Annotated in this window: 14 protein-coding genes; all 14 read left to right on the forward strand. The window is 67.8% G+C overall.

Annotated elements, in window-relative coordinates:
* Window positions 1-52 precede the first annotated feature (52 nt).
* The 14 genes from HA052_RS18240 to fdhA all read left to right on the forward strand — a co-directional run bounded on the left by HA052_RS18240 (window position 53) and on the right by fdhA (window position 17633).
* Entirely contained in the window at window positions 53-1021 is a 969-nt protein-coding gene (locus HA052_RS18240; protein WP_166452985.1) for a dipeptidase, read from the forward strand.
* Window positions 1022-1466: 445 nt separating this feature from the next.
* Complete coding sequence (locus tag HA052_RS18245) at window positions 1467-2318, forward strand: glycine betaine ABC transporter substrate-binding protein (protein ID WP_166452986.1); 852 nt, start codon at window positions 1467-1469, stop codon at window positions 2316-2318.
* Window positions 2319-2644: 326 nt separating this feature from the next.
* A complete protein-coding gene (locus tag HA052_RS18250; RefSeq protein WP_081548008.1) occupies window positions 2645-3178 on the forward strand; it encodes a DUF5943 domain-containing protein in 534 nt (177 codons plus the stop codon).
* A gap of 201 nt (window positions 3179-3379) precedes the next feature.
* Window positions 3380-5440, forward strand: coding sequence for an NADH:flavin oxidoreductase (locus tag HA052_RS18255; protein WP_166452987.1), 2061 nt, complete (start codon window positions 3380-3382; stop codon window positions 5438-5440).
* Window position 5441: 1 nt separating this feature from the next.
* A complete protein-coding gene (locus HA052_RS18260; protein ID WP_166452988.1) occupies window positions 5442-7415 on the forward strand; it encodes a DUF3483 domain-containing protein in 1974 nt (657 codons plus the stop codon).
* Window positions 7406-8503: an electron transfer flavoprotein subunit alpha/FixB family protein gene (locus HA052_RS18265; protein ID WP_166452989.1), complete on the forward strand. Its 1098-nt coding sequence runs from the start codon at window positions 7406-7408 to the stop codon at window positions 8501-8503. Before HA052_RS18260 ends, HA052_RS18265 begins: the two co-directional genes overlap by 10 nt.
* Window positions 8500-9273 carry an electron transfer flavoprotein subunit beta gene (locus HA052_RS18270; RefSeq protein WP_277345115.1) on the forward strand — a complete coding sequence of 258 codons (774 nt, stop codon included), beginning with the start codon at window positions 8500-8502 and terminating at the stop codon, window positions 9271-9273. Before HA052_RS18265 ends, HA052_RS18270 begins: the two co-directional genes overlap by 4 nt.
* A 26-nt stretch (window positions 9274-9299) precedes the next feature.
* Entirely contained in the window at window positions 9300-10586 is a 1287-nt protein-coding gene (locus HA052_RS18275; protein ID WP_166452990.1) for an aromatic ring-hydroxylating oxygenase subunit alpha, read from the forward strand.
* The gene (locus tag HA052_RS18280; RefSeq protein ID WP_166452991.1) at window positions 10579-11694 is read left to right on the forward strand and encodes an FAD-binding oxidoreductase; all 1116 of its coding nucleotides are present in this window, start codon (window positions 10579-10581) and stop codon (window positions 11692-11694) included. The genes HA052_RS18275 and HA052_RS18280 overlap by 8 nt, the downstream gene beginning before the upstream one ends.
* A 443-nt stretch (window positions 11695-12137) precedes the next feature.
* Window positions 12138-13184: a quaternary amine ABC transporter ATP-binding protein gene (locus HA052_RS18285; RefSeq protein WP_166452992.1), complete on the forward strand. Its 1047-nt coding sequence runs from the start codon at window positions 12138-12140 to the stop codon at window positions 13182-13184.
* 80 nt (window positions 13185-13264) lie between these two features.
* The gene (locus HA052_RS18290; protein ID WP_166452993.1) at window positions 13265-14128 is read left to right on the forward strand and encodes an ABC transporter permease; all 864 of its coding nucleotides are present in this window, start codon (window positions 13265-13267) and stop codon (window positions 14126-14128) included.
* Window positions 14129-14246: 118 nt separating this feature from the next.
* Entirely contained in the window at window positions 14247-15233 is a 987-nt protein-coding gene (locus HA052_RS18295) for a GlxA family transcriptional regulator (RefSeq protein ID WP_166452994.1), read from the forward strand.
* 134 nt (window positions 15234-15367) lie between these two features.
* Window positions 15368-16306 (forward strand): choline ABC transporter substrate-binding protein, encoded by a 939-nt coding sequence (locus HA052_RS18300; protein ID WP_166452995.1) that lies wholly within the window; start codon window positions 15368-15370, stop codon window positions 16304-16306.
* 133 nt (window positions 16307-16439) lie between these two features.
* Entirely contained in the window at window positions 16440-17633 is a 1194-nt protein-coding gene (gene fdhA / locus HA052_RS18305; RefSeq protein ID WP_166452996.1) for a formaldehyde dehydrogenase, glutathione-independent, read from the forward strand.
* The last annotated feature ends 143 nt before the right edge of the window (window positions 17634-17776 follow it).

Raw genomic sequence — 17776 nt, forward strand, 5'->3', positions numbered from 1 at the left:
GCTGCGGCGGGATAGTTGGACCGAGGCGTGGACAAGCTAGAAGGAGATGGCAATGGATTTGCACGCAGACGCGCTGGTGATAGACGGACTGATCATCGCCAAATGGGCGCGGCCGGTGTTCGAGGACATGCGCCGCGGCGGTTTGAGCGCCGCCAATTGCACCGTGTCGGTGTGGGAGGGCTTTCAGGGCACCGTGAACAATATCGCCGAGATGAAAGGGCTGATCCGCGAGCACGGCGACCTTTTGACCCTGATACGCGGCGTAGAGGATATCCGCCGCGCCAAGGCGGAAGGCCGCACCGGCGTCATCCTGGGCTTTCAGAACGCCCACGCCTTCGAGGACAGGCTGGAATCCATCGAAGCCTTCGCCGACATGGGCGTGCGCGTGGTGCAGCTGTGCTACAACACGCAAAACCTGATCGGCACCGGCTGTTACGAACGCGACGGCGGCCTGTCCGGCTTCGGCCGCGAAGTCATTGCGGAAATGAACCGCGTCGGCATCATGGTGGACCTGTCCCATGTGGGCGGCCTGACTTCGCGCGAAGCCGTTCTGGAATCGAAAAAGCCGGTCTGCTATTCCCATTGCCTGCCTTCGGGCCTCAAGCCGCATCCGCGCAACAAGAGCGACGAGGAACTGCGCTTCATCGCCGATCACGGCGGCTTCATCGGCGTCACTATGTTTCCGCCCTTTCTGCGCCGCGGCATCGAAGCCACCGTGGACGACTACGTGGAAGCGATGGATTACGTGATCGCGCTGGTGGGCGAAGACTGCGTCGGCTACGGCACGGACTTCACCCAGGGCTACGATCAGGTCTTCTTCGACTGGATCACCCACGACAAAGGCCGGTATCGCCGGTTGACCGATTTCGGCGCCATCCTCAACCCGGAAGGCATTCGCACCATAGGCGAAACGCCCAATCTGACCACGGCGATGCAGCGGGCCGGCTGGCCTGAGAGCAAGATCCGCAAAGTGCTGGGGGAGAATTGGTTGCGGGTGTTTGGCGAGGTGTGGGGGGCTTAGAGCCTGTTTACGATCTTTCCGAGTGATGGCTCCAAGACATGGAATCCGCTGCGCGGATGATGATTTTGATTGCCGGGGCTGCCCGGCGAGCAGGGAGGAGATATTTGCTTGGCCAAATATCCCCTCCACCCCTAAAGGCCACCCTGCAAGCCAGGCCTACGGCTTCCCGCCGGTTCCCGTCAGGCCCGAGGCGCGGCTGAACTCGCAGCGCGCTATCGTCGCGCTACTCGAACAAGCAGCCGCTTAAGACCTCGGACCTGCCACCCGACGGCAGGCTTGAAGGGACCCGGGGCGCGTCGGATACGCGGTTTCCTGTGCACCAAACCGTGTTTCAACGCACAGAAAAAAGATCGTGAACAGGCTATTGGAACCTGTTCACGACCTCTTTGCCGCAGGGTAGCGGAAGCCCCGTGTCCACAGACCTTAGATAAGGGAAGGAAAGACGATGTCGAGACGATGGTTCTGCATCATGCTGCTGCTTGGGTGGCTGCCGGTCCAGGCGGCGGAGCCGGCCGGGGCCGCCAAGCCGGCGATCCGGCTGGGCTATGTCGAAGGCTGGGCGGACAGCGTGGTCACCACCCAGGTGGCGGCCCAGATCATTCGGGGCCGGCTGGGCCACCCGGTGGAACTGATGCCGGTGGCCGCCGGCATCATGTGGCAGGGCGTGGCGCGCGGCGATCTGGACGCCACGCTGTCGGCCTGGCTGCCGGTGACTCAGGGCGCGTATTACCGGCAGTTCAAGGACAAGGTGATGGACTTGGGGCCCAATTACGTCGACGCCCGCATCGGCCTGGTGGTGCCGGACTATGTGGCCGCCCGCGCCATAGGCGATCTCAACGCCGAGCGCGCGGCGTATCAGGGACGCATCGTCGGCATAGACGCCGGTGCCGGGGTGATGCAAAAGACCGAGACGGCGATCAAGGCTTACCGGCTGAATTTGACGCTGATGCCCAGTTCCGGACCGGGCATGACGGCGGAACTGGCGCGAGCGATCAGCGCCCGCAAGCCCATCGTGGTGACCGGCTGGGTGCCGCACTGGATGTTCGCCAAATGGAAGCTGCGTTTTCTCGACGATCCGCAAAAAGTGTTCGGCGAGGCCGAGCACGTCAACAATGTGGCCCATCCCGGCCTGAACGCCAAGGCGCCGGCGGTGCTGGCCTTCTTGCGGCGCTTCCGCTGGCGGCCGGAAGAGATAGGCCCGCTGATGCTGGCGGTGGAAACCGGCGCCAAGCCCGCGGCGGCGGCGGCCACCTGGATTCGGGCCCATCCAGAGCGAGTGGCGGAGTGGGCGCCCTGAGTCATCGTGTGTTCAATATTCTTTCTCCCCTTGGCGGACCGCGGTCCGCCTTTTTTGCGCCCGCGCCGCGTGGTGTCGGCAATGGGCAAAAACCGGTCGCGCCGACGGCTCCGGCCCGGAATGGCCTGCGGCAAGATGCCGGCAATGACGGGCTGCGCCCGACTTGCTCAGAGCCGGTTCAAAGTCTCGCGAGCAAGGGCGATACAAGGCGAAAACCACTGAGGAAGCGGAAGGGTCATGCGGCGCATGGGCATTCTAAAGCCGTACTCACCGCGCCACGTCTCACGAAGCGCAGCAGACCTTGAACAGGTTCTCAGGAGAACGGCATGCAACCGCAACTTCCCATCGACGTGGACCCCGATAGCGGCGTCTGGCGCACCAACGGCCTGCCCATGTTGTACGTGCCGCGTCATTTCTTCATCAACAACCACCTGGCCATGGAGGCGGCGTTGGGCCGTTACCCGTACGCGGACGCGCTCTATCAGGCCGGCCATCGCTCCGCCCACTTCTGGTGCGCTAGCGAGGCGGCCACCCACGGCCTGGCCGGCCTGGCGGTGTTTGAGCACTACCTGAGCCGGCTGTCCTTGCGCGGCTGGGGCCGTTTCCGCTTTTTGGAGGCCGACGTGGCCAGCGGCAACGCCCACATCCGGCTGGACCACTCCTGTTTCGTACTGGCCCAGGGCGAGGCCGGCGCGCCGCAAAGCGAGCACATGGCCTGCTATCTGTTCGCCGGCTGGTTCGCCGGCGCGATGGACTGGGTGGGGGAAAGCCTGGGGCGGGACTACCGCACCGTCTGCCGCGAAAGCCAGTGCGCCGGGCAGGGCGCGCCGTACTGCGCGTTCACAGTCCATCCCTTGTAGTTAGGGTCTGTCGACGTATGTTTTAGCGCTGCGTTCGTCCCCAGCCGGATGCGGCCGACAAAGCGAGGCGCCGGCTGGGGACGAACCCGGAGGGCTGACCGAGGAAAGCCCCCTCTACGGCGTTGTCAGGCTTGTAGAGCGCACTTTTCTCGGTCAGCGCGGCGGGGAAAACATACGTCAACAGACCCTTAGGAGCCGGCCATGTCCTACCCGCATTTGTTCGAACCCATCACCCTGAACCGGCTGACCTTGCGCAACCGCATCGTCAGCACCGCCCACGCCGAGGTCTACGCCGAAGCCGGCGGTCTGCCGGGCGAGCGCTACATCCGCTACTACGAAGAAAAAGCCAAGGGCGGCCTGGCGTTGGCGATTTGCGGCGGTTCCAGCCCGGTGTCCATCGACAGCCCGCAGGGCTGGTGGAAATCGGTGAATCTGGCCAGCGACGCGGTGATAGAGCCGCTGGCGCGGCTGGCGGAAGCCATGCACCGCCACGGCGCCAAGATCATGATCCAGGCCACCCATATGGGGCGGCGCTCCAGCTATCAAGGCGAGCACTGGCCGCATCTGCTCAGCCCCTCCGGCGTGCGCGAGCCGGTGCACCGCGGCAACGCCAAGATCATGGAAGCGGAGGACATCCGTCGCGTGATCGCGGATTTCGCGCTGGCGGCGCGGCGGGTCAAGGCCGCCGGCCTGGACGGCATCGAAATCGCCGCCGCCCACCAGCACCTGATCGACCAGTTCTGGAGCCCGCGCACCAATCAGCGCGAGGATGAATGGGGCGGCAGCCTGGACAACCGGCTGCGATTCGGCATGGAGGTGCTGCAGGCAGTGCGCGCCGAGGTGGGCGCGGACTTCTGCGTCGGCCTGAGAATGAGCGGCGACGAATTCCACGAAGACGGCCTCAGCCACGACATGCTCAAGGAGATTGCCGCCGCCATGTCCGAAACCGGGTTGATCGACTACCTGTCGGTGATAGGCTCCGGCGCGGACACCCACAACAGCCTGGCCAACTGCATGCCGCCGATGGCGCTGCCGCCCGAGCCTTTCGTGCATCTGGCCGCCGGCATCAAATCGGTGTCCAAGGTGCCGGTGATGCACGCGCAGAGCATACGCGATCCGGTGCAGGCGGAACGCATCCTGGCCGCCGGCATGGTGGACATGGTGGGCATGACCCGCGCCCACATGGCCGACCCGCATCTGGTGATCAAGATCCGGGACGGCAAGGAAGACCAGATCCGGCAGTGCGTGGGCGCCAATTACTGCATAGACCGTCAGTACTACGGCCAGGACGTGCTGTGCATCCAGAACGCCGCCACCAGCCGCGAGGCCACCATGCCCCATCTCCTCTCCCGAGCGGCGCGGCCGCGCAGGGTGGCGGTGGTGGGCGCCGGGCCGGCCGGGCTGGAGGCGGCGCGGGTGGCGCGCGAGCGCGGCCACGAGGTGGTGCTGTTCGAGCGGCAGCCGCAGGTGGGCGGTCAGATCCTGCTGGCGGCGCGCGCGCCGCAGCGCGAACAAATGGCCGGCATTGTGCGCTGGCTGGACATGGAAACCCAGCGCCTGGGCGTGGACCGCCGGCTGGGCGCGGCGGCGGACCGTTCCATGATCATGGACGAGCGGCCGGATATCGTGGTGCTGGCCACCGGCGGCCGGCCGCACACCGGCCAGGTGCCGGCCTGGGGCGTGGCGGAGGGGCTGGCCGTCAGCAGCTGGGACATCCTGTCCGGCCAGGTGGAGCCGGCCCGCAATGTGCTGGTCTACGACGCGCTGAGCACCCACGCCGGCTTCGGCGTCGCCGACTATCTGGCCAGCCGCGGCAGCACGGTGGAAATCGTCACGCCGGATGTGAAGGTGGGCGACGACACCGGCGGCACCACCTTTCCCATCTTCTACCGCCGCCTGTACGCCCAAGGCATCATCCCCACCCCCAATGTCTGGCTGGAGGCGGTTTACGCCGAAGGCGACAAGAAAATCGCCGTGCTGCGCAACGAATACACCGAAGCGCTGGAAGAGCGGGCGGTGGACCAGGTGGTGATAGAAAACGGCGTCCTGCCCGACGACGCCCTGTACGGGCAGTTGAAGCCCTTGTCGCGCAACCGCGGCCAGACCGATGTGCGGGCGTTGTTCGCCGCCGAGCCGCAGCCCTGTCTGGACTGGCCGCTGGCGGCCGGGGAGTTCCTGCTGTTCCGCGTCGGCGACTGCGTCTCCATGCACAACATCCACGGCGCGCTCTACGACGCGCTGCGGTTGGCCAAGGATTTCTGACATGAGTTTTCCCTACCTCCTCAGCGGCCTGTTCTGGTTGGGCGCGCTGCTGCTGAGCGCCGGGCTGCTCCGGCGCGCGCGGCTGTGGCGGCGGGGGCGCGCGGCGCCGGCGTCCTGGCGCGGCCTTCTGGCAGCGCCCAAGCGTTACTTCGTGGACCTGCACCGCGTGGTGGCCCGCGATCCGGCCGCGGCGCGCGCCCATGTGGCGGCGGCCGGCGGCGGGACGGCGGCGCTGCTGCTGATCGCGCTCAATTACGGCCTGCTGCTGCATCAGCGCTGGCTGGACCTGCTGCTGGCGGCGTCGGCCGTTTTGATGCTGATCGGCGCGGCCTTGATGCGCGCGCGCCGCCGCGCGCCGCCGGCCCGGCTGTCGCGGGGAGAATGGCAGCGGCTGCCGGCGCGGCTGGCCTGTTTCGCGCTGGGCGCGCTGCTGGCGGCGGCCCTGGCCGGCGGCGAGGTCTGGCTGAGCGCCGCCGGGCAAGGGTTGGCCGCCGTCGCGCTGTCGCTGCTGGTCTTGGGCGGCGCGGAGCTGGCCCTGGGCATAGGCCAGGGCCGGCCGATGAAGCACGCGGTGGCCGGTTTGCTGCACCTGGCCTTCCATCCGCGCGCCGAGCGTTTCGCCGGCAAGTCCGCCGATCTGAAGCCCTTGAACCTGGCCGCCGGCGAGCTGGGCGCGGCGCGGGCGGCCGATTTCGCCTGGAACCGGCTGCTGTCCTTCGACGCCTGCGTGCAATGCGGCAAATGCGAAGCCGCCTGTCCGGCCTTCGCCGCCGGCCAGCCGCTCAATCCCAAGCGCCTGATCCAGGATCTGGTGGCGTCCATGGGCGGCGGCGGTCCGGCCTACGCCGGCAGCCCGCATCCGGGCCGGCCGGCGGCCGTGAGCGTGAGCGCGGACCGGGACATCGTCGGCGGCGCGTTGGCGGCGGACACCTTGTGGTCCTGCACCACCTGCCGCGCTTGCGTGGAAAACTGTCCGATGCTGATCGAGCATGTCGACGCGGTGATCGATCTGCGCCGGCACTTGACCCTGACGCGGGGCGAACTGCCGGGCAAGGGCGCGGCGGCGCTGGCCAATCTGCGCCATACCGACACCGTCGGCGGCCACCCGCTGCGCGCGCGCTACCACTGGGCGGCGGACCTGGACCTGCCGCTGCTGCAGGAGGGCGAGTCCGTCGATTGGTTGTTGCTGGCGGGCGAGGGCGCTTTCGACATGCGCTATCAGCGCGCCCTGCGCGCCTTGCTGACCGTGCTCAAGGCCGCCGGCCTGCGCGTGGCGGCGCTGGGCGAAGCCGAGCGCGACTGCGGCGATCTGGCGCGCCGCCTGGGCGACGAGGCGGGTTTTCAGCGGCTGGCGCTGGCCAATATCGCCACGTTGGGCCGCTATCGCTTCACCCGCATCGTCACGCCGGACCCGCATGTTTTTCATTGCCTGGCCAATGAATACCCGGCGCTGGGCGGAAATTACGAAGTCTGGCATCACAGCCGGCTGCTGGACCAACTGCTGGAGACGCGGGCGATCCGCGTGCGCTCCCGCGACTCGGCCGAGCCGTTGAGCTATCACGACCCCTGTTATCTGGGCCGCTACAACGAGGGCTACGCCGCGCCGCGCCGCGTGCTGGCCGGCATCGGCATCCAGGTGGTGGAGATGAGCCGCTCCGGCCGCGACGCTCGCTGCTGCGGCTGGGGCGGCGGGGCGGCCTTTACCGACGTGCCCGGGCCGCGCCGGATTCCGGACATGCGCATGGACGACGTCCGCGCCGCCGGCGCCGGCCGCGTCGCGGTGGCTTGCCCCAACTGCACCGCGATGCTGGAAGGCGTCAGCGGCGCGCGGGCGGAGGTGGTGGAATTGGCGGAACTGGTGGCGGAGCGTCTGGAGACCGGCCCGGAGACCGGCCCGGAGGCCGGGCAAGAGCGGGGCGGTGCGCGGTGCGCGGCGGCGCAAGGCCGGCTGGCGAAGGAGGAGGCATGGAGATGAAGCAAACCGCGCCGCGGGTGGACCCGCGCCGGCCCTGGATACGCTCGCCGGGCGGGCTCAAGCGCATTGTGCTGGGCGAGGACGGCGGCCGGCGCGACGCGCCGCCGGCGAGCGCGGCCAAGCTCAAGCCGCTGCGCAGCGCCGGGCCGTTTGATGGACGGTTGTTGGTGGTGGCGCACGCCGAGCGCGGTCAGCTGGACGAGGCGGCGCGCGAGGCCATCGCCGCCGCCGTCCTGCTGGCCGGCCCGCGCGAGGAGGTGCTGGCGGTCTTGTTCGGCATGGAAGGCTGCGCCGACGCCGAACTGGCGGAACTGGCCTTGGACCGCGCCTTGACGCCGGTCGATCCAGGCTTTGCGCCGGAAGCCAAGCTGGCCTTGTTGCGGCGGCTGTGGCGGCGGGAGCAACCGCGCCATGTGCTGTTCGCCGACCGCGGCGAGGACGCCGATCTGGGCCGGCGCTTTGCCTGCCGCGAGCGTCTGTCGGTGCTGACCGACGTGGTGGAAATCGCCGCCGACGGCGTGCGCCGCCGCCGGCCGGGCGCGGGCTTCAGCGTGCATCCGCGCGCCCAGGCGCTCTTGCTCGCGCGCGGCGTGGCCGACGTTCGCCTGCCCTTCGTCGGGCGGGGGCTGCGGCAGGCTTGCGCGCCGGAGGCGGCGGAGGAGCGGGTGCGGGACCTGGGTGGCGTCGCCAGCCCGGCCTCGCAACTGGCGCTGGAAGAGGCGGACCTGATCCTGGCCGCCGGCAACGGGGTCAGCGATGTGCCGGCCTTCCTGCGGCTGGCGGAATCCATGGGCGCGGCGGTGGGCGCCTCGCGGGTGGCGGTGGACGACGGGCGTTTCCGCCGCGACCAGCAAGTGGGCGCCACCGGCCGCAGCGTGCAGGCCAGCGCCTATCTGGCGCTGGGCATTTCCGGCGCGGTGCAGCACCTGCAAGGCATCAAGGCCTGCCGCCATGTGATTGCGGTCAATCTGGACGCGGCCGCGCCCATGGTCAAGCGCGCGGACCTGAGCGTGATCGACGACTGCCAGTCCTTCATTCACGCCTTGCAGGCCTTGCTGGAGCTTGAGAGCAAGGAGATCGGATCATGAGCGAGATGGCGCTTTCCGCCGGAACGGCGGCGAAAACGGCGGTGCTGGTGGCCCCGGCGCCGCATCCGGTCAGCGGGCGGCCCTGCGCCGGCCCGGGCGATCTGGCGGCGCTGGCGCTGGCGCGCCGGCTGGGCCGCGCCTTTGTCGTCTTGCACGCCGGAGACGCGGACAAGGAGGCGTTGGCCGACTACCTGGCCCAGGGCGCGGCGGCCATCGCCGTGTTGCAGCCGCCGGCGGACAGCGACCCGACGCCGGCGCTGATCGCCGCGCTGGGCGATTTCGAACTGATTCTGTGCGGCGAACGCTCCGGTGGCGGCGAGGCGTCGGCGCTGCTGCCCTATCTATTGGCCGAAGGCCTGGGCCGTCCGCTTTTGCCCGGCGTGCTGTCCTTGACGGAAGAGGGCGGAGAATGGCGGGCGCTGCAAGGCCTGGCCAGGGGACGGCGGCGACGGCTGGCGGCCCAGGCGCCGCTGCTGGCCAGCGTCAAGCCGGACGGCGCAGAGCCGCGCTGGTCCTGGGCCGGCTTGCAACGCGGCGTGGTGACGCGCCGCGCGGCGGCAGGGGAGCCCATGCCCGCGCCCAGGCTGGAGCCGGCGCGGCGCGCCCGGGCGCTGGCGGCGCAGCGCGGCAGCGGCCTGGAGCGTCTGCTGGGGGCGATTGCCGGCGATCACGCGGCCGCCGGGGGGCGCGTCGTAAAACAGGGGGATTCCGTCGAGAAAGCGCAAGTGGTGCTGGATTACCTGCGTCAACATCGGCTCGTCGATTTTTGAGCCGCCCGCCATCAAAGGAGCGAGACATGTCCCACAGCGTCATTCCCTTCCCGGCTGCGACGACGGCCCCGCTGCGCGAACTGCTGGCCCGCCGCCGTCCCGGCTACAGTCTGGAAGCGCCGTTCTACCGCTCGCCGCAGGTGTTCGAGGCCGATCTCGAATACATCTTCCGTCGTCACTGGATCTATGTCGGCGTCAGCGCGGAAATACCCGAACCGGGCGACTACCTGACCGTGGAGCTGGGACGCGACCCCATCCTGATCCTGCGCGACGACGACATGGCCATACGCGCCTTTCACAATGTCTGCCGCCACCGCGGCTCGAGGCTGTGCGCCGAGCGTCAGGGCTCGGTGGGCAATCTGGTCTGCCCCTACCATCAATGGACTTACGATCTGTCCGGCCGGCTGATCTTCGCCGATCACATGGCGGACGGCTTCGATCCCTCGCATCACAGCCTCAAGCCGGTGGCGCTGAAAAATCTGGAAGGGCTGCTGTTCATCTGCCTGGCCGAGCAGCCGCCGGAGGACATCGACGAGATGATGGCGCGGATGACGCCCTATATCGCGCCGCACCGCATCGACGATTGCAAGGTGGCGGCCCAGGTGGACATCGTCGAGGCGGGCAACTGGAAGCTAACCATGGAGAACAACCGCGAGTGCTATCACTGCACCGCCAACCATCCGGAACTGACCGTCTCGCTGTACGCCTACAGCTACGGTTTCTCGCCTCGGGCCGAACAGGCCTCCGGGCTGGCCGACTATCAACGCGTCGTCGCCGAGCACCACGCGCGCTGGGAGGCCGGCGGTTTGCCCTCGGCCGAGATCGAGCGCCTGTCCGAGGTGTCCGGCTTCCGCGCGATGCGCATGCCGCTGGACCGCCAGGGCCAGTCCCAGACCGTGGACACCGGCGCGGCCTGTCGCAAGCTATTGGGCGATCTGCGCGACCCGGCGTCCGGCGGCCTGTCGTTCTGGACCCAGCCCAACTCCTGGCACCATTTCATGGCCGACCACATCGTCACCTTCACCGCCTTGCCGCTGTCGGCGGAAAGCACGCTGGTGCGCACCACCTGGCTGGTGCGCAAGGACGCGGTGGAAGGCGTGGACTACGAGGTGGACAACCTCACCCGGGTATGGAAAGCCACCAATCAGCAGGACCGCCGGCTGGTGGAAGAGTCGCAGCGCGGCATCAACGGCGCCGCCTATCGGCCCGGTCCTTATTCCCCGTACACCGAGGCCTTGGTGGAGAAATTCACCCAGTGGTACGCGCAGCGGCTGGGCGACGGCCTGGAGCGGGAACGGCGCGACCATGAATAGCGCGCCGCCGGCCAGCCCATTGGATTATCTCCCGCCAGCCGCCGACCTGCCGCTGTGGCGGGCCGGCGAGGACAGCCTGCTCGTCTGCGTTCAGGCACGGGAGGAAACCCACGATGTCAAAACCTTTGTGTTCCGCGCCGAGCCGCCGCGCCGCTTCCCTTATCTGCCCGGCCAGTTCATCACGCTGGAACTGGATATCGACGGGGTCGCGGTCAACCGCTGCTACACGCTGTCGTCCACGCCCACCCGGCCGGACCGGGTGTCCATCACCGTCAAGCGCATTCCCGGCGGCGTCGTTTCCTCTTGGCTGCACGAGCATCTGCGCCCAGAAATGGCGCTGCGGGTCCTGGGGCCGGCCGGCGAGTTCAGCTATGCGCGCCACGCCGCTTCGCCCTATCTCTTTCTGTCCGCCGGCAGCGGCATCACTCCGCTGATGTCGATGACCCGGGCGCTGACCGATCTGGCCTCCGGCGCTGACATCCTGTTCGTGCACAGCGCGCGCTCGCCGCGCGACATCGTGTTTCGCAAGGAATTGAGCCTGCTGGCCAGCATCCACTCCACTTTCAGCCAGGCGGTGATTTGCGAACACCGGGCGGGAGAGCCGGATTGGGCCGGCTTGATCGGCCGGCTGGACCGGACGCTGATCGAGCGCATGGCGCCGGATCTGCACGCGCGCCAGGTGTTCTGCTGCGGCCCCGCGCCTTATATGGCCGCGGTGCGCGAGCTGCTGCGCCAGTGCGGTTTCGACATGAGCCGTTATCACGAGGAAAGCTTCAATTTCGCCGAACTCAGCGCGGCGCCGCCGGACGAGGCGGTGCGGACGCCGCAGCCCGGCGTCGAGGGCCGCGGCTTCAATGTGCGTTTCGCCAAAACGGGGGACGATTTGTCGGTGGCGCCGGGGCAGACGGTGCTGGCGGCGGCGCTGGCCAAGGGCATGCGCCTGCCGGCCTCCTGCACCCGCGGCATGTGCGGCAGTTGCAAGAGCCGTCTGCTGGAAGGCCGGGTGGACATGCGGCACCAGGGCGGCATCCGGCCGCGCGAAGTGGAGCAGGGTTATTTCCTGCCTTGCTGCAGCCTGCCCTTGAGCGATCTGGTGGTGGATCGCTGAGCGCCAGTCCAAAGTCTCGCGAGCCAGGGCGAAACAAGGCGAAAACGAGCGAAAAAGCGGCATGTACAAGCGGCATTGCGCGTTTTGAGCGGGTACTCACCATACAACGCTTCACGAAGCGCAGCCGTCTTTGACAGCTTCCGCGCGCGCGTCCGTCGCCTCCCCGTCCTTCACGCCTGCCCGGCCGCGGCCGGCGTTTTTGTTTTTGCCGCCGGCGGCGGATTGCGGTTTTTTTACGACACCGGCCGGCCGGGCCGGAGACGAAAGCCGGCGCTAGATTCGGCGGCCAGGCCTATGCCGGCCGGTTTTGCGCGCGGATGTCGGATTTGGGCGGCTTGGTGTCGGAATACCGTTACTTGGCGCGGCCCTTCCTTTCTATCTTGAACCTTGATTTACATTAAACATTCTTCGAATTGCCAGCGGCCGCGCCGAAGGGAGCCGGGATGCAAACGATCAAGATTGAGGTCAGAAACCTCTACAAGGCGTTCGGCGGCAAGCCGGCGGAAGTGATGTCCCTGCTGCGGGCCGGCGAGAGCAAGGACGACGTGTTTCGGCGCACCGGGGCGGTGGTGGGCGTCAACGACGTGTCGTTCTCGGTGCGCGCCGGCGAAATCTTCGTGCTGATGGGCCTGTCCGGCTCCGGCAAATCCACGCTGATCCGCCTGATCAACCGCTTGCTAGAGCCCAGCGCCGGCCAGATCCTGCTGGACGGCCAGGACTTGACCCGGCTGTCGCCCAGGCAATTGGTGGCCTTGCGCCGCCGCGACATGAGCATGGTGTTCCAGAGCTTCGCGCTGATGCCGCACCGGACAGTGCTGGACAACGCCGCCTTCGGCCTGGAAGTGGCCGGCCTCGGGCGCAAGGCCCGCGAGGCGCGGGCGCGGGAAATGCTGGAGCAAGTGGGGCTGGCCGCCTTCGCCGGCAAATACCCGCATCAACTCTCCGGCGGCATGCAGCAGCGGGTGGGCCTGGTGCGCGCGCTGGCGGTCAATCCCTCGCTGATGCTGATGGACGAGGCCTTCTCGGCGCTGGACCCGCTCAAGCGCGCCGAGTTGCAGGAGCTGCTGCTGCAATTGCAGCGCGAGCAACGCCGCACCATCGTCTTCGTCTCTCATGATCTGGAAGAGGCGCTGCGCATCGGCAGCCGCATCGCCATCATGGAGGGCGGCCGGCTGGTGCAGGTGGGCAGCCCGCGCGAAATCATCGAATGCCCGGCCGACGACTATGTGCGCAACTTCTTCAAGAGCGTGGACACCTCGCGTTATCTGCAGGCAAAGGATCTGATCGAGACCGCGCCGCCGCCGCGCGCGGCGGCCGCTCCTCACGTTGAGCCGTCCTGTAGCCTGTCCGATGTGCTGTTGCGGCTTCAGGGGCTGGCCGAGCCGTTGCAGGTACGCGACGACGACGGCCGCTGCCTGGGCGTGATCACCCCCAGCAGCGTGCTCAACAAGTTGTCCCAGCACCGCCCGAGCGCGGCCGCCCACCACTGAACCCCAACGGGCGTCGCCGGCGCGGGGGCGTGTGGCTCTCGCCGTCCTGAGCGCGCCCGGCGAGACGAGGAGCACGCCGCATGGCCGACACCAGTCCCCAGTCCCCGCTGCCGATAGGCAGTTGGGTCAATCAGATCATCCATTTTCTGCTGGAAAACAACGCCGGCGCCTTCGACGCCGTCGGCGGCGGCATCGACTGGTTCGCCACCCAGGTGGAGGCCTTGTTGCAGGGCGTGCCGCCATGGGCGCTGGCCGGCTTGTTCGCCGGCGTCGGCCTGTGGCGGCTGGGCTGGAAGTTCGCCGTCTTCGTCTGCGCGGCGCTGGGCCTGATCTGGGCCACCGGCTTCTGGAGCCAGACCGTCGCCACGCTGGCGCTGACCTTGTCCGCCACCTGCGTCAGCCTGTTGTTGGGCGTGCCGCTGGGCATCTGCTGCGCGCGCTGGCGGCTGGTCAACGCTCTGGTGCGACCGGCGCTGGATTTCATGCAGACCATGCCGGCTTTCGTTTATCTGATTCCCGCGGCAATGTTCTTCGGACTGGGACGGGTGCCGGGCATCCTGGCCACGGTGGTGTTCGCGGTGCCGCCCGCGGTGCGCCTGACTAGTCTGGGCATCCGTCAGGTGAACCGGGAGCAGGTGGAGGCCGGCAACGCTTTTGGCTGCACCTCGTGGCAATTGCTGTTCAAGGTGCAGCTGCCCATCGCGTTGCCGTCCATCATGGCCGGGGTCAATCAGACCATCATGATGGCGCTGTCCATGGTGATCATCGCCTCCATGGTGGGGGCCGGGGGCCTGGGCAACGATGTCCTGGCCAGCATCCAGCGGCTGGACGTCGGCCTCGGTTTCGAGAGCGGGCTGGCGGTGGTGCTGCTGGCCATCATCCTGGACCGGATCACCGAAAGCTTTGGCCGTGGGCCGGAGGCGGGCGCCGCGGCCGACGGCTGAGAGCGGACCCGGCGGAAACAACGGACAAAACAACGCATACGCAACGGTTTTCAAAGCGGGCTGCGAACCGCTTCGGAGTAGAGCAACCATCCTCGCAACGCACACATTGGAGGTCGTGATGGGACCGCAACAGATCGCCTCGTTGTCGCATATCGCCTTTTTGCTGCTGGATCAGTTCTCCATGATCGCGTTTTCCAATGCGGTGGAGCCGTTGCGCATGGCCAACTACCTGTCGCGCAAGAAGCTGTACCGCTGGAGCCTGCTGTCGGCGGACGGCGAGCCGGTTAGCGCCAGCAACGGCCTGAGCTTGTCGCCGATCTCCGCGCCGGGCCCTCCGCAGCAGTACGATATGCTGATCGTTTGTGGCGGCTGCCAGGTGCGCGAGGCGGCCACCGACAAGGTGCAGGCGCTGATCCGCCGCTTCGCCGCCCAGAGCGTGCCGCTGGGGTCGATTTGCACCGGCACTTTCGCGCTGGCCAGGGCCGGGGTGCTGAACGGCTACCGCTGTGCCATCCATTGGGAAAACTTGTTGTCCATCAGCGAGGAATTCCCCCGCACCCAGTTCACCTCGGACCTGTTTGCCTTGGACCGGGACCGCTTCACCTGTAGCGGCGGCACCGCGCCGCTGGATTTCATGTGTCATCTGATCCGCCACAAAGGCGGCAAGAGCCTGGCGGCCGATGTCTCGGTGCAATTCATCGTGGACCGGCTGCGCGACGACGGCGACCGTCAGCACATCCCGCTGCTGGCGCGCATCGGCACCGGGCACGAGGCCTTGCTGGACGCCGCCTTGTCGATGGAGAGCAATATCGAGAATCCGCGCTCGCTGGAGCATCTGGCGGCGGAGCTGGGCGTGTCGCTGCGCCATCTGGAGCGCTTGTTCAAGCGTTATCTGAGCACCACGCCGGCGCAATACTATCTGGACCTCCGCCTGCGCCGGGCGCGCGAACTGCTGCTGCAAACCAATATGAGCGTGATGGAGGTCACCGTGGCCTGCGGCTTCCTGTCTTCCTCGCATTTTTCCAAGTCCTACCGCGGGCTGTTCGGCTATCCGCCCAGCCGCGAGCGGCAGCAATACCTGGTGGCGGCCGGGGCCATCGCCTGAAAGCCTGTTCAAGGTCTGCCGCGCCTTGTCTCGTTCCAGCTCGCGAGACTTTGAACCGGTGCTGGAAATCTATTGGCGGCGCGGCAGCGGCCGCCGGGCGGACTCTCGCCATCATCGCTGCCCGGGAGGAAGGGATGAATCGATTCAAAGCCATATCCGCGGCGCTGCTGCTGGCCATCGCCGGCAGCGCGGCGGCAGGGGAGCCGGCCGCCTGCCGAAATGTGCGTTTCGCCGATGTCGGCTGGACGGACATCGCGGCCACCACCGGCATGGCCAGCGTAGTGTTGGAGGCCCTGGGCTACCGCCCCAGCGTGACCATGGCCTCGGTGCCCATCGCCTTCTCTGGGCTCAAGAGCCGGCAGATCGACGTGTTCCTCGGATATTGGAGCCCGTCGATGACGCCGCTGATAGCGCCCTATTTGAAAGCGGGCCAGATCAAGGTGTTGGCCGAGCCCAATCTGAGCGGCGCCAAATACACGCTGGCGGTGCCGGACTACGTGGCCGCCGCCGGCCTGCGCGATTTCAAGGACATCGCCCGTTTCAAGGCGCAGCTGGACGGCAAGATCTACGGCATCGAAGCCGGCAACGACGGCAACCGGCTGATCGACGGCATGATCCGCAAGCAACAGTACGGGCTGGGCGGCTTCAAACTGGTGGAGTCCAGCGAGGCCGGCATGCTGGCCGAACTGGAACGCGCGGAGCGGCGGAAGAAATGGATGGTGTTCCTGGCCTGGGAGCCGCACCCGATGAATGTCAGGCACAAGCTGCGTTATCTGTCCGGCGGCGACGCGGTGTTCGGCCCCAATTTCGGCGCGGCCAGGGTATTCACCGCGCTGCCGCCGGATTATGAGGCTCGCTGTCCCAATGTTGGCCGGCTGCTGCGCAATCTGCGCTTCAGCACCGATATGGAAAACCGGGTGATGGGGCCGATCATGGACAAGGTCAGGCCGGAGACCGCGGCGCGGGAATATCTGAAACAGAACCCGGCGGTGCTGACGAGCTGGCTGGAGGGGGTGAATACCTTCGACGGCCGGCCGGGGCTGAGCGTCGTCGGCCAGGCGCTGGCGCGCTGAGAACCTGTTTACGATCGTGGCGCATTTGATCGCAAAGGGGTCGCTTTGACTCAAGGCCGGCGCCGGTTTCTTTCCTAGCATCGGGAGCAGATGCCGCCGGATAACCCGCCGGCGTGGCTGCGAGGAGACGATGATGACAGGCAATCGCGGAGTGGTGTACTTGGCGCCGGGCCAGGTGGAAGTGCGGCCCATACCTTTTCCGGAACTGGCGTCCCCGGCCGGGCGCAAGCTCGGCCATGGCGTCATTCTCAAGGTGCTGAGCACCAATATCTGCGGCTCGGACCAGCATATGGTGCGCGGCCGCACCACGGCGCCGGCAGGCTTGGTGCTGGGGCATGAAATCACCGGCGAGGTGATAGAGACGGGCGGCGATGTGGAAACGCTGCGCATCGGCGATCTGGTGTCGGTGCCGTTCAACGTGGCTTGCGGTCGCTGCCGCTGCTGCAAGGAGCAGGATACCGGGGTATGCCTGTCGGTGAACCCGGCGCGGGCCGGCGGTGCTTACGGCTATGTCGACATGGGCGGCTGGGTGGGCGGCCAGGCGGAATACGTGATGGTGCCTTACGCCGATTTCAACCTGCTGAAGTTTCCGGACCGGGATCAGGCGCTGGCCAAGATGCGAGACCTCACCTGCTTGTCCGACATCCTGCCCACCGGCTATCACGGCGCGGTGTCGGCCGGCGTGGGGCCGGGCAGCACGGTCTACGTGGCCGGCGCGGGCCCGGTGGGCTTGGCGGCGGCGGCTTCCGCGCGCCTGCTGGGCGCGGCGGTGGTCATCGTCGGCGACGTCAATCCGGCGCGGCTGGCCCATGCCCGCGCCGTCGGCTTTGAAACCGCGGATCTGTCGCGGGACGCGACGTTGGGCGAGCAGATCGCCGCCATCCTGGGGGTGCCGGAGGTGGATTGCGCGATCGACGCCGTTGGTTTCGAGGCGCGCGGCCACGGCCACGCCGCCTCGCGGCAGGAGGCTCCGGCCACCGTGCTCAACGCCTTGATGGAAGTGACGCGGGAGGCCGGGCGCATCGGCATTCCCGGGCTCTACGTGACCGATGACCCCGGCGCCGTGGACGAGGCGGCCAAGCAGGGCAGCTTGTCAGTGCGCTTTGGCCTGGGCTGGGCCAAGTCGCACAGCTTCTTCACCGGCCAGACTCCGGTGATGAAATACAACCGCGCGCTGATGCAGGCGATTCTGTGGGACCGCATCCCCATTGCCGAAGTGGTGGGCGTGGAGATCATCAGCCTGGACAACGCGCCCAGGGGCTACGCCGAGTTCGACGGCGGCGCGCCGAAGAAATTCGTCATCGATCCGCATGGGCAGTTGCGCTAGCCTGCTTTGTTGGATGGGCATGGGCGGCCTGGTCCTGGACGCGCAGGCTTGGGATCTGTCCGCGACCAGCCCGCTGCCCGGCGGCATCGCGCCGGGGCAGCGCATTGCGGCGCCCAGGGCGAGCCTGGGTCCCGGGCTGCCGT

Source organism: Chromobacterium fluminis (assembly GCF_011602385.1).
Taxonomy (GTDB): Bacteria; Pseudomonadota; Gammaproteobacteria; order Burkholderiales; family Chromobacteriaceae; genus Chromobacterium; species Chromobacterium fluminis.

Bases quoted from the DNA above. Each gene is read 5' to 3' on its own strand.
- HA052_RS18295 (WP_166452994.1), top strand. From the start codon at position 14,247: ATGGGACCGCAACAGATCGCCTCGTTGTCGCATATCGCCTTTTTGCTG.
- HA052_RS18280 (WP_166452991.1), top strand. From the start codon at position 10,579: ATGAATAGCGCGCCGCCGGCCAGCCCATTGGATTATCTCCCGCCAGCC.
- HA052_RS18275 (WP_166452990.1), top strand. From the start codon at position 9,300: ATGTCCCACAGCGTCATTCCCTTCCCGGCTGCGACGACGGCCCCGCTG.
- fdhA (WP_166452996.1), top strand. From the start codon at position 16,440: ATGACAGGCAATCGCGGAGTGGTGTACTTGGCGCCGGGCCAGGTGGAA.
- HA052_RS18300 (WP_166452995.1), top strand. From the start codon at position 15,368: ATGAATCGATTCAAAGCCATATCCGCGGCGCTGCTGCTGGCCATCGCC.
- HA052_RS18255 (WP_166452987.1), top strand. From the start codon at position 3,380: ATGTCCTACCCGCATTTGTTCGAACCCATCACCCTGAACCGGCTGACC.
- HA052_RS18270 (WP_277345115.1), top strand. From the start codon at position 8,500: ATGAGCGAGATGGCGCTTTCCGCCGGAACGGCGGCGAAAACGGCGGTG.
- HA052_RS18290 (WP_166452993.1), top strand. From the start codon at position 13,265: ATGGCCGACACCAGTCCCCAGTCCCCGCTGCCGATAGGCAGTTGGGTC.
- HA052_RS18240 (WP_166452985.1), top strand. From the start codon at position 53: ATGGATTTGCACGCAGACGCGCTGGTGATAGACGGACTGATCATCGCC.
- HA052_RS18285 (WP_166452992.1), top strand. From the start codon at position 12,138: ATGCAAACGATCAAGATTGAGGTCAGAAACCTCTACAAGGCGTTCGGC.
- HA052_RS18265 (WP_166452989.1), top strand. From the start codon at position 7,406: ATGGAGATGAAGCAAACCGCGCCGCGGGTGGACCCGCGCCGGCCCTGG.
- HA052_RS18260 (WP_166452988.1), top strand. From the start codon at position 5,442: ATGAGTTTTCCCTACCTCCTCAGCGGCCTGTTCTGGTTGGGCGCGCTG.
- HA052_RS18245 (WP_166452986.1), top strand. From the start codon at position 1,467: ATGTCGAGACGATGGTTCTGCATCATGCTGCTGCTTGGGTGGCTGCCG.
- HA052_RS18250 (WP_081548008.1), top strand. From the start codon at position 2,645: ATGCAACCGCAACTTCCCATCGACGTGGACCCCGATAGCGGCGTCTGG.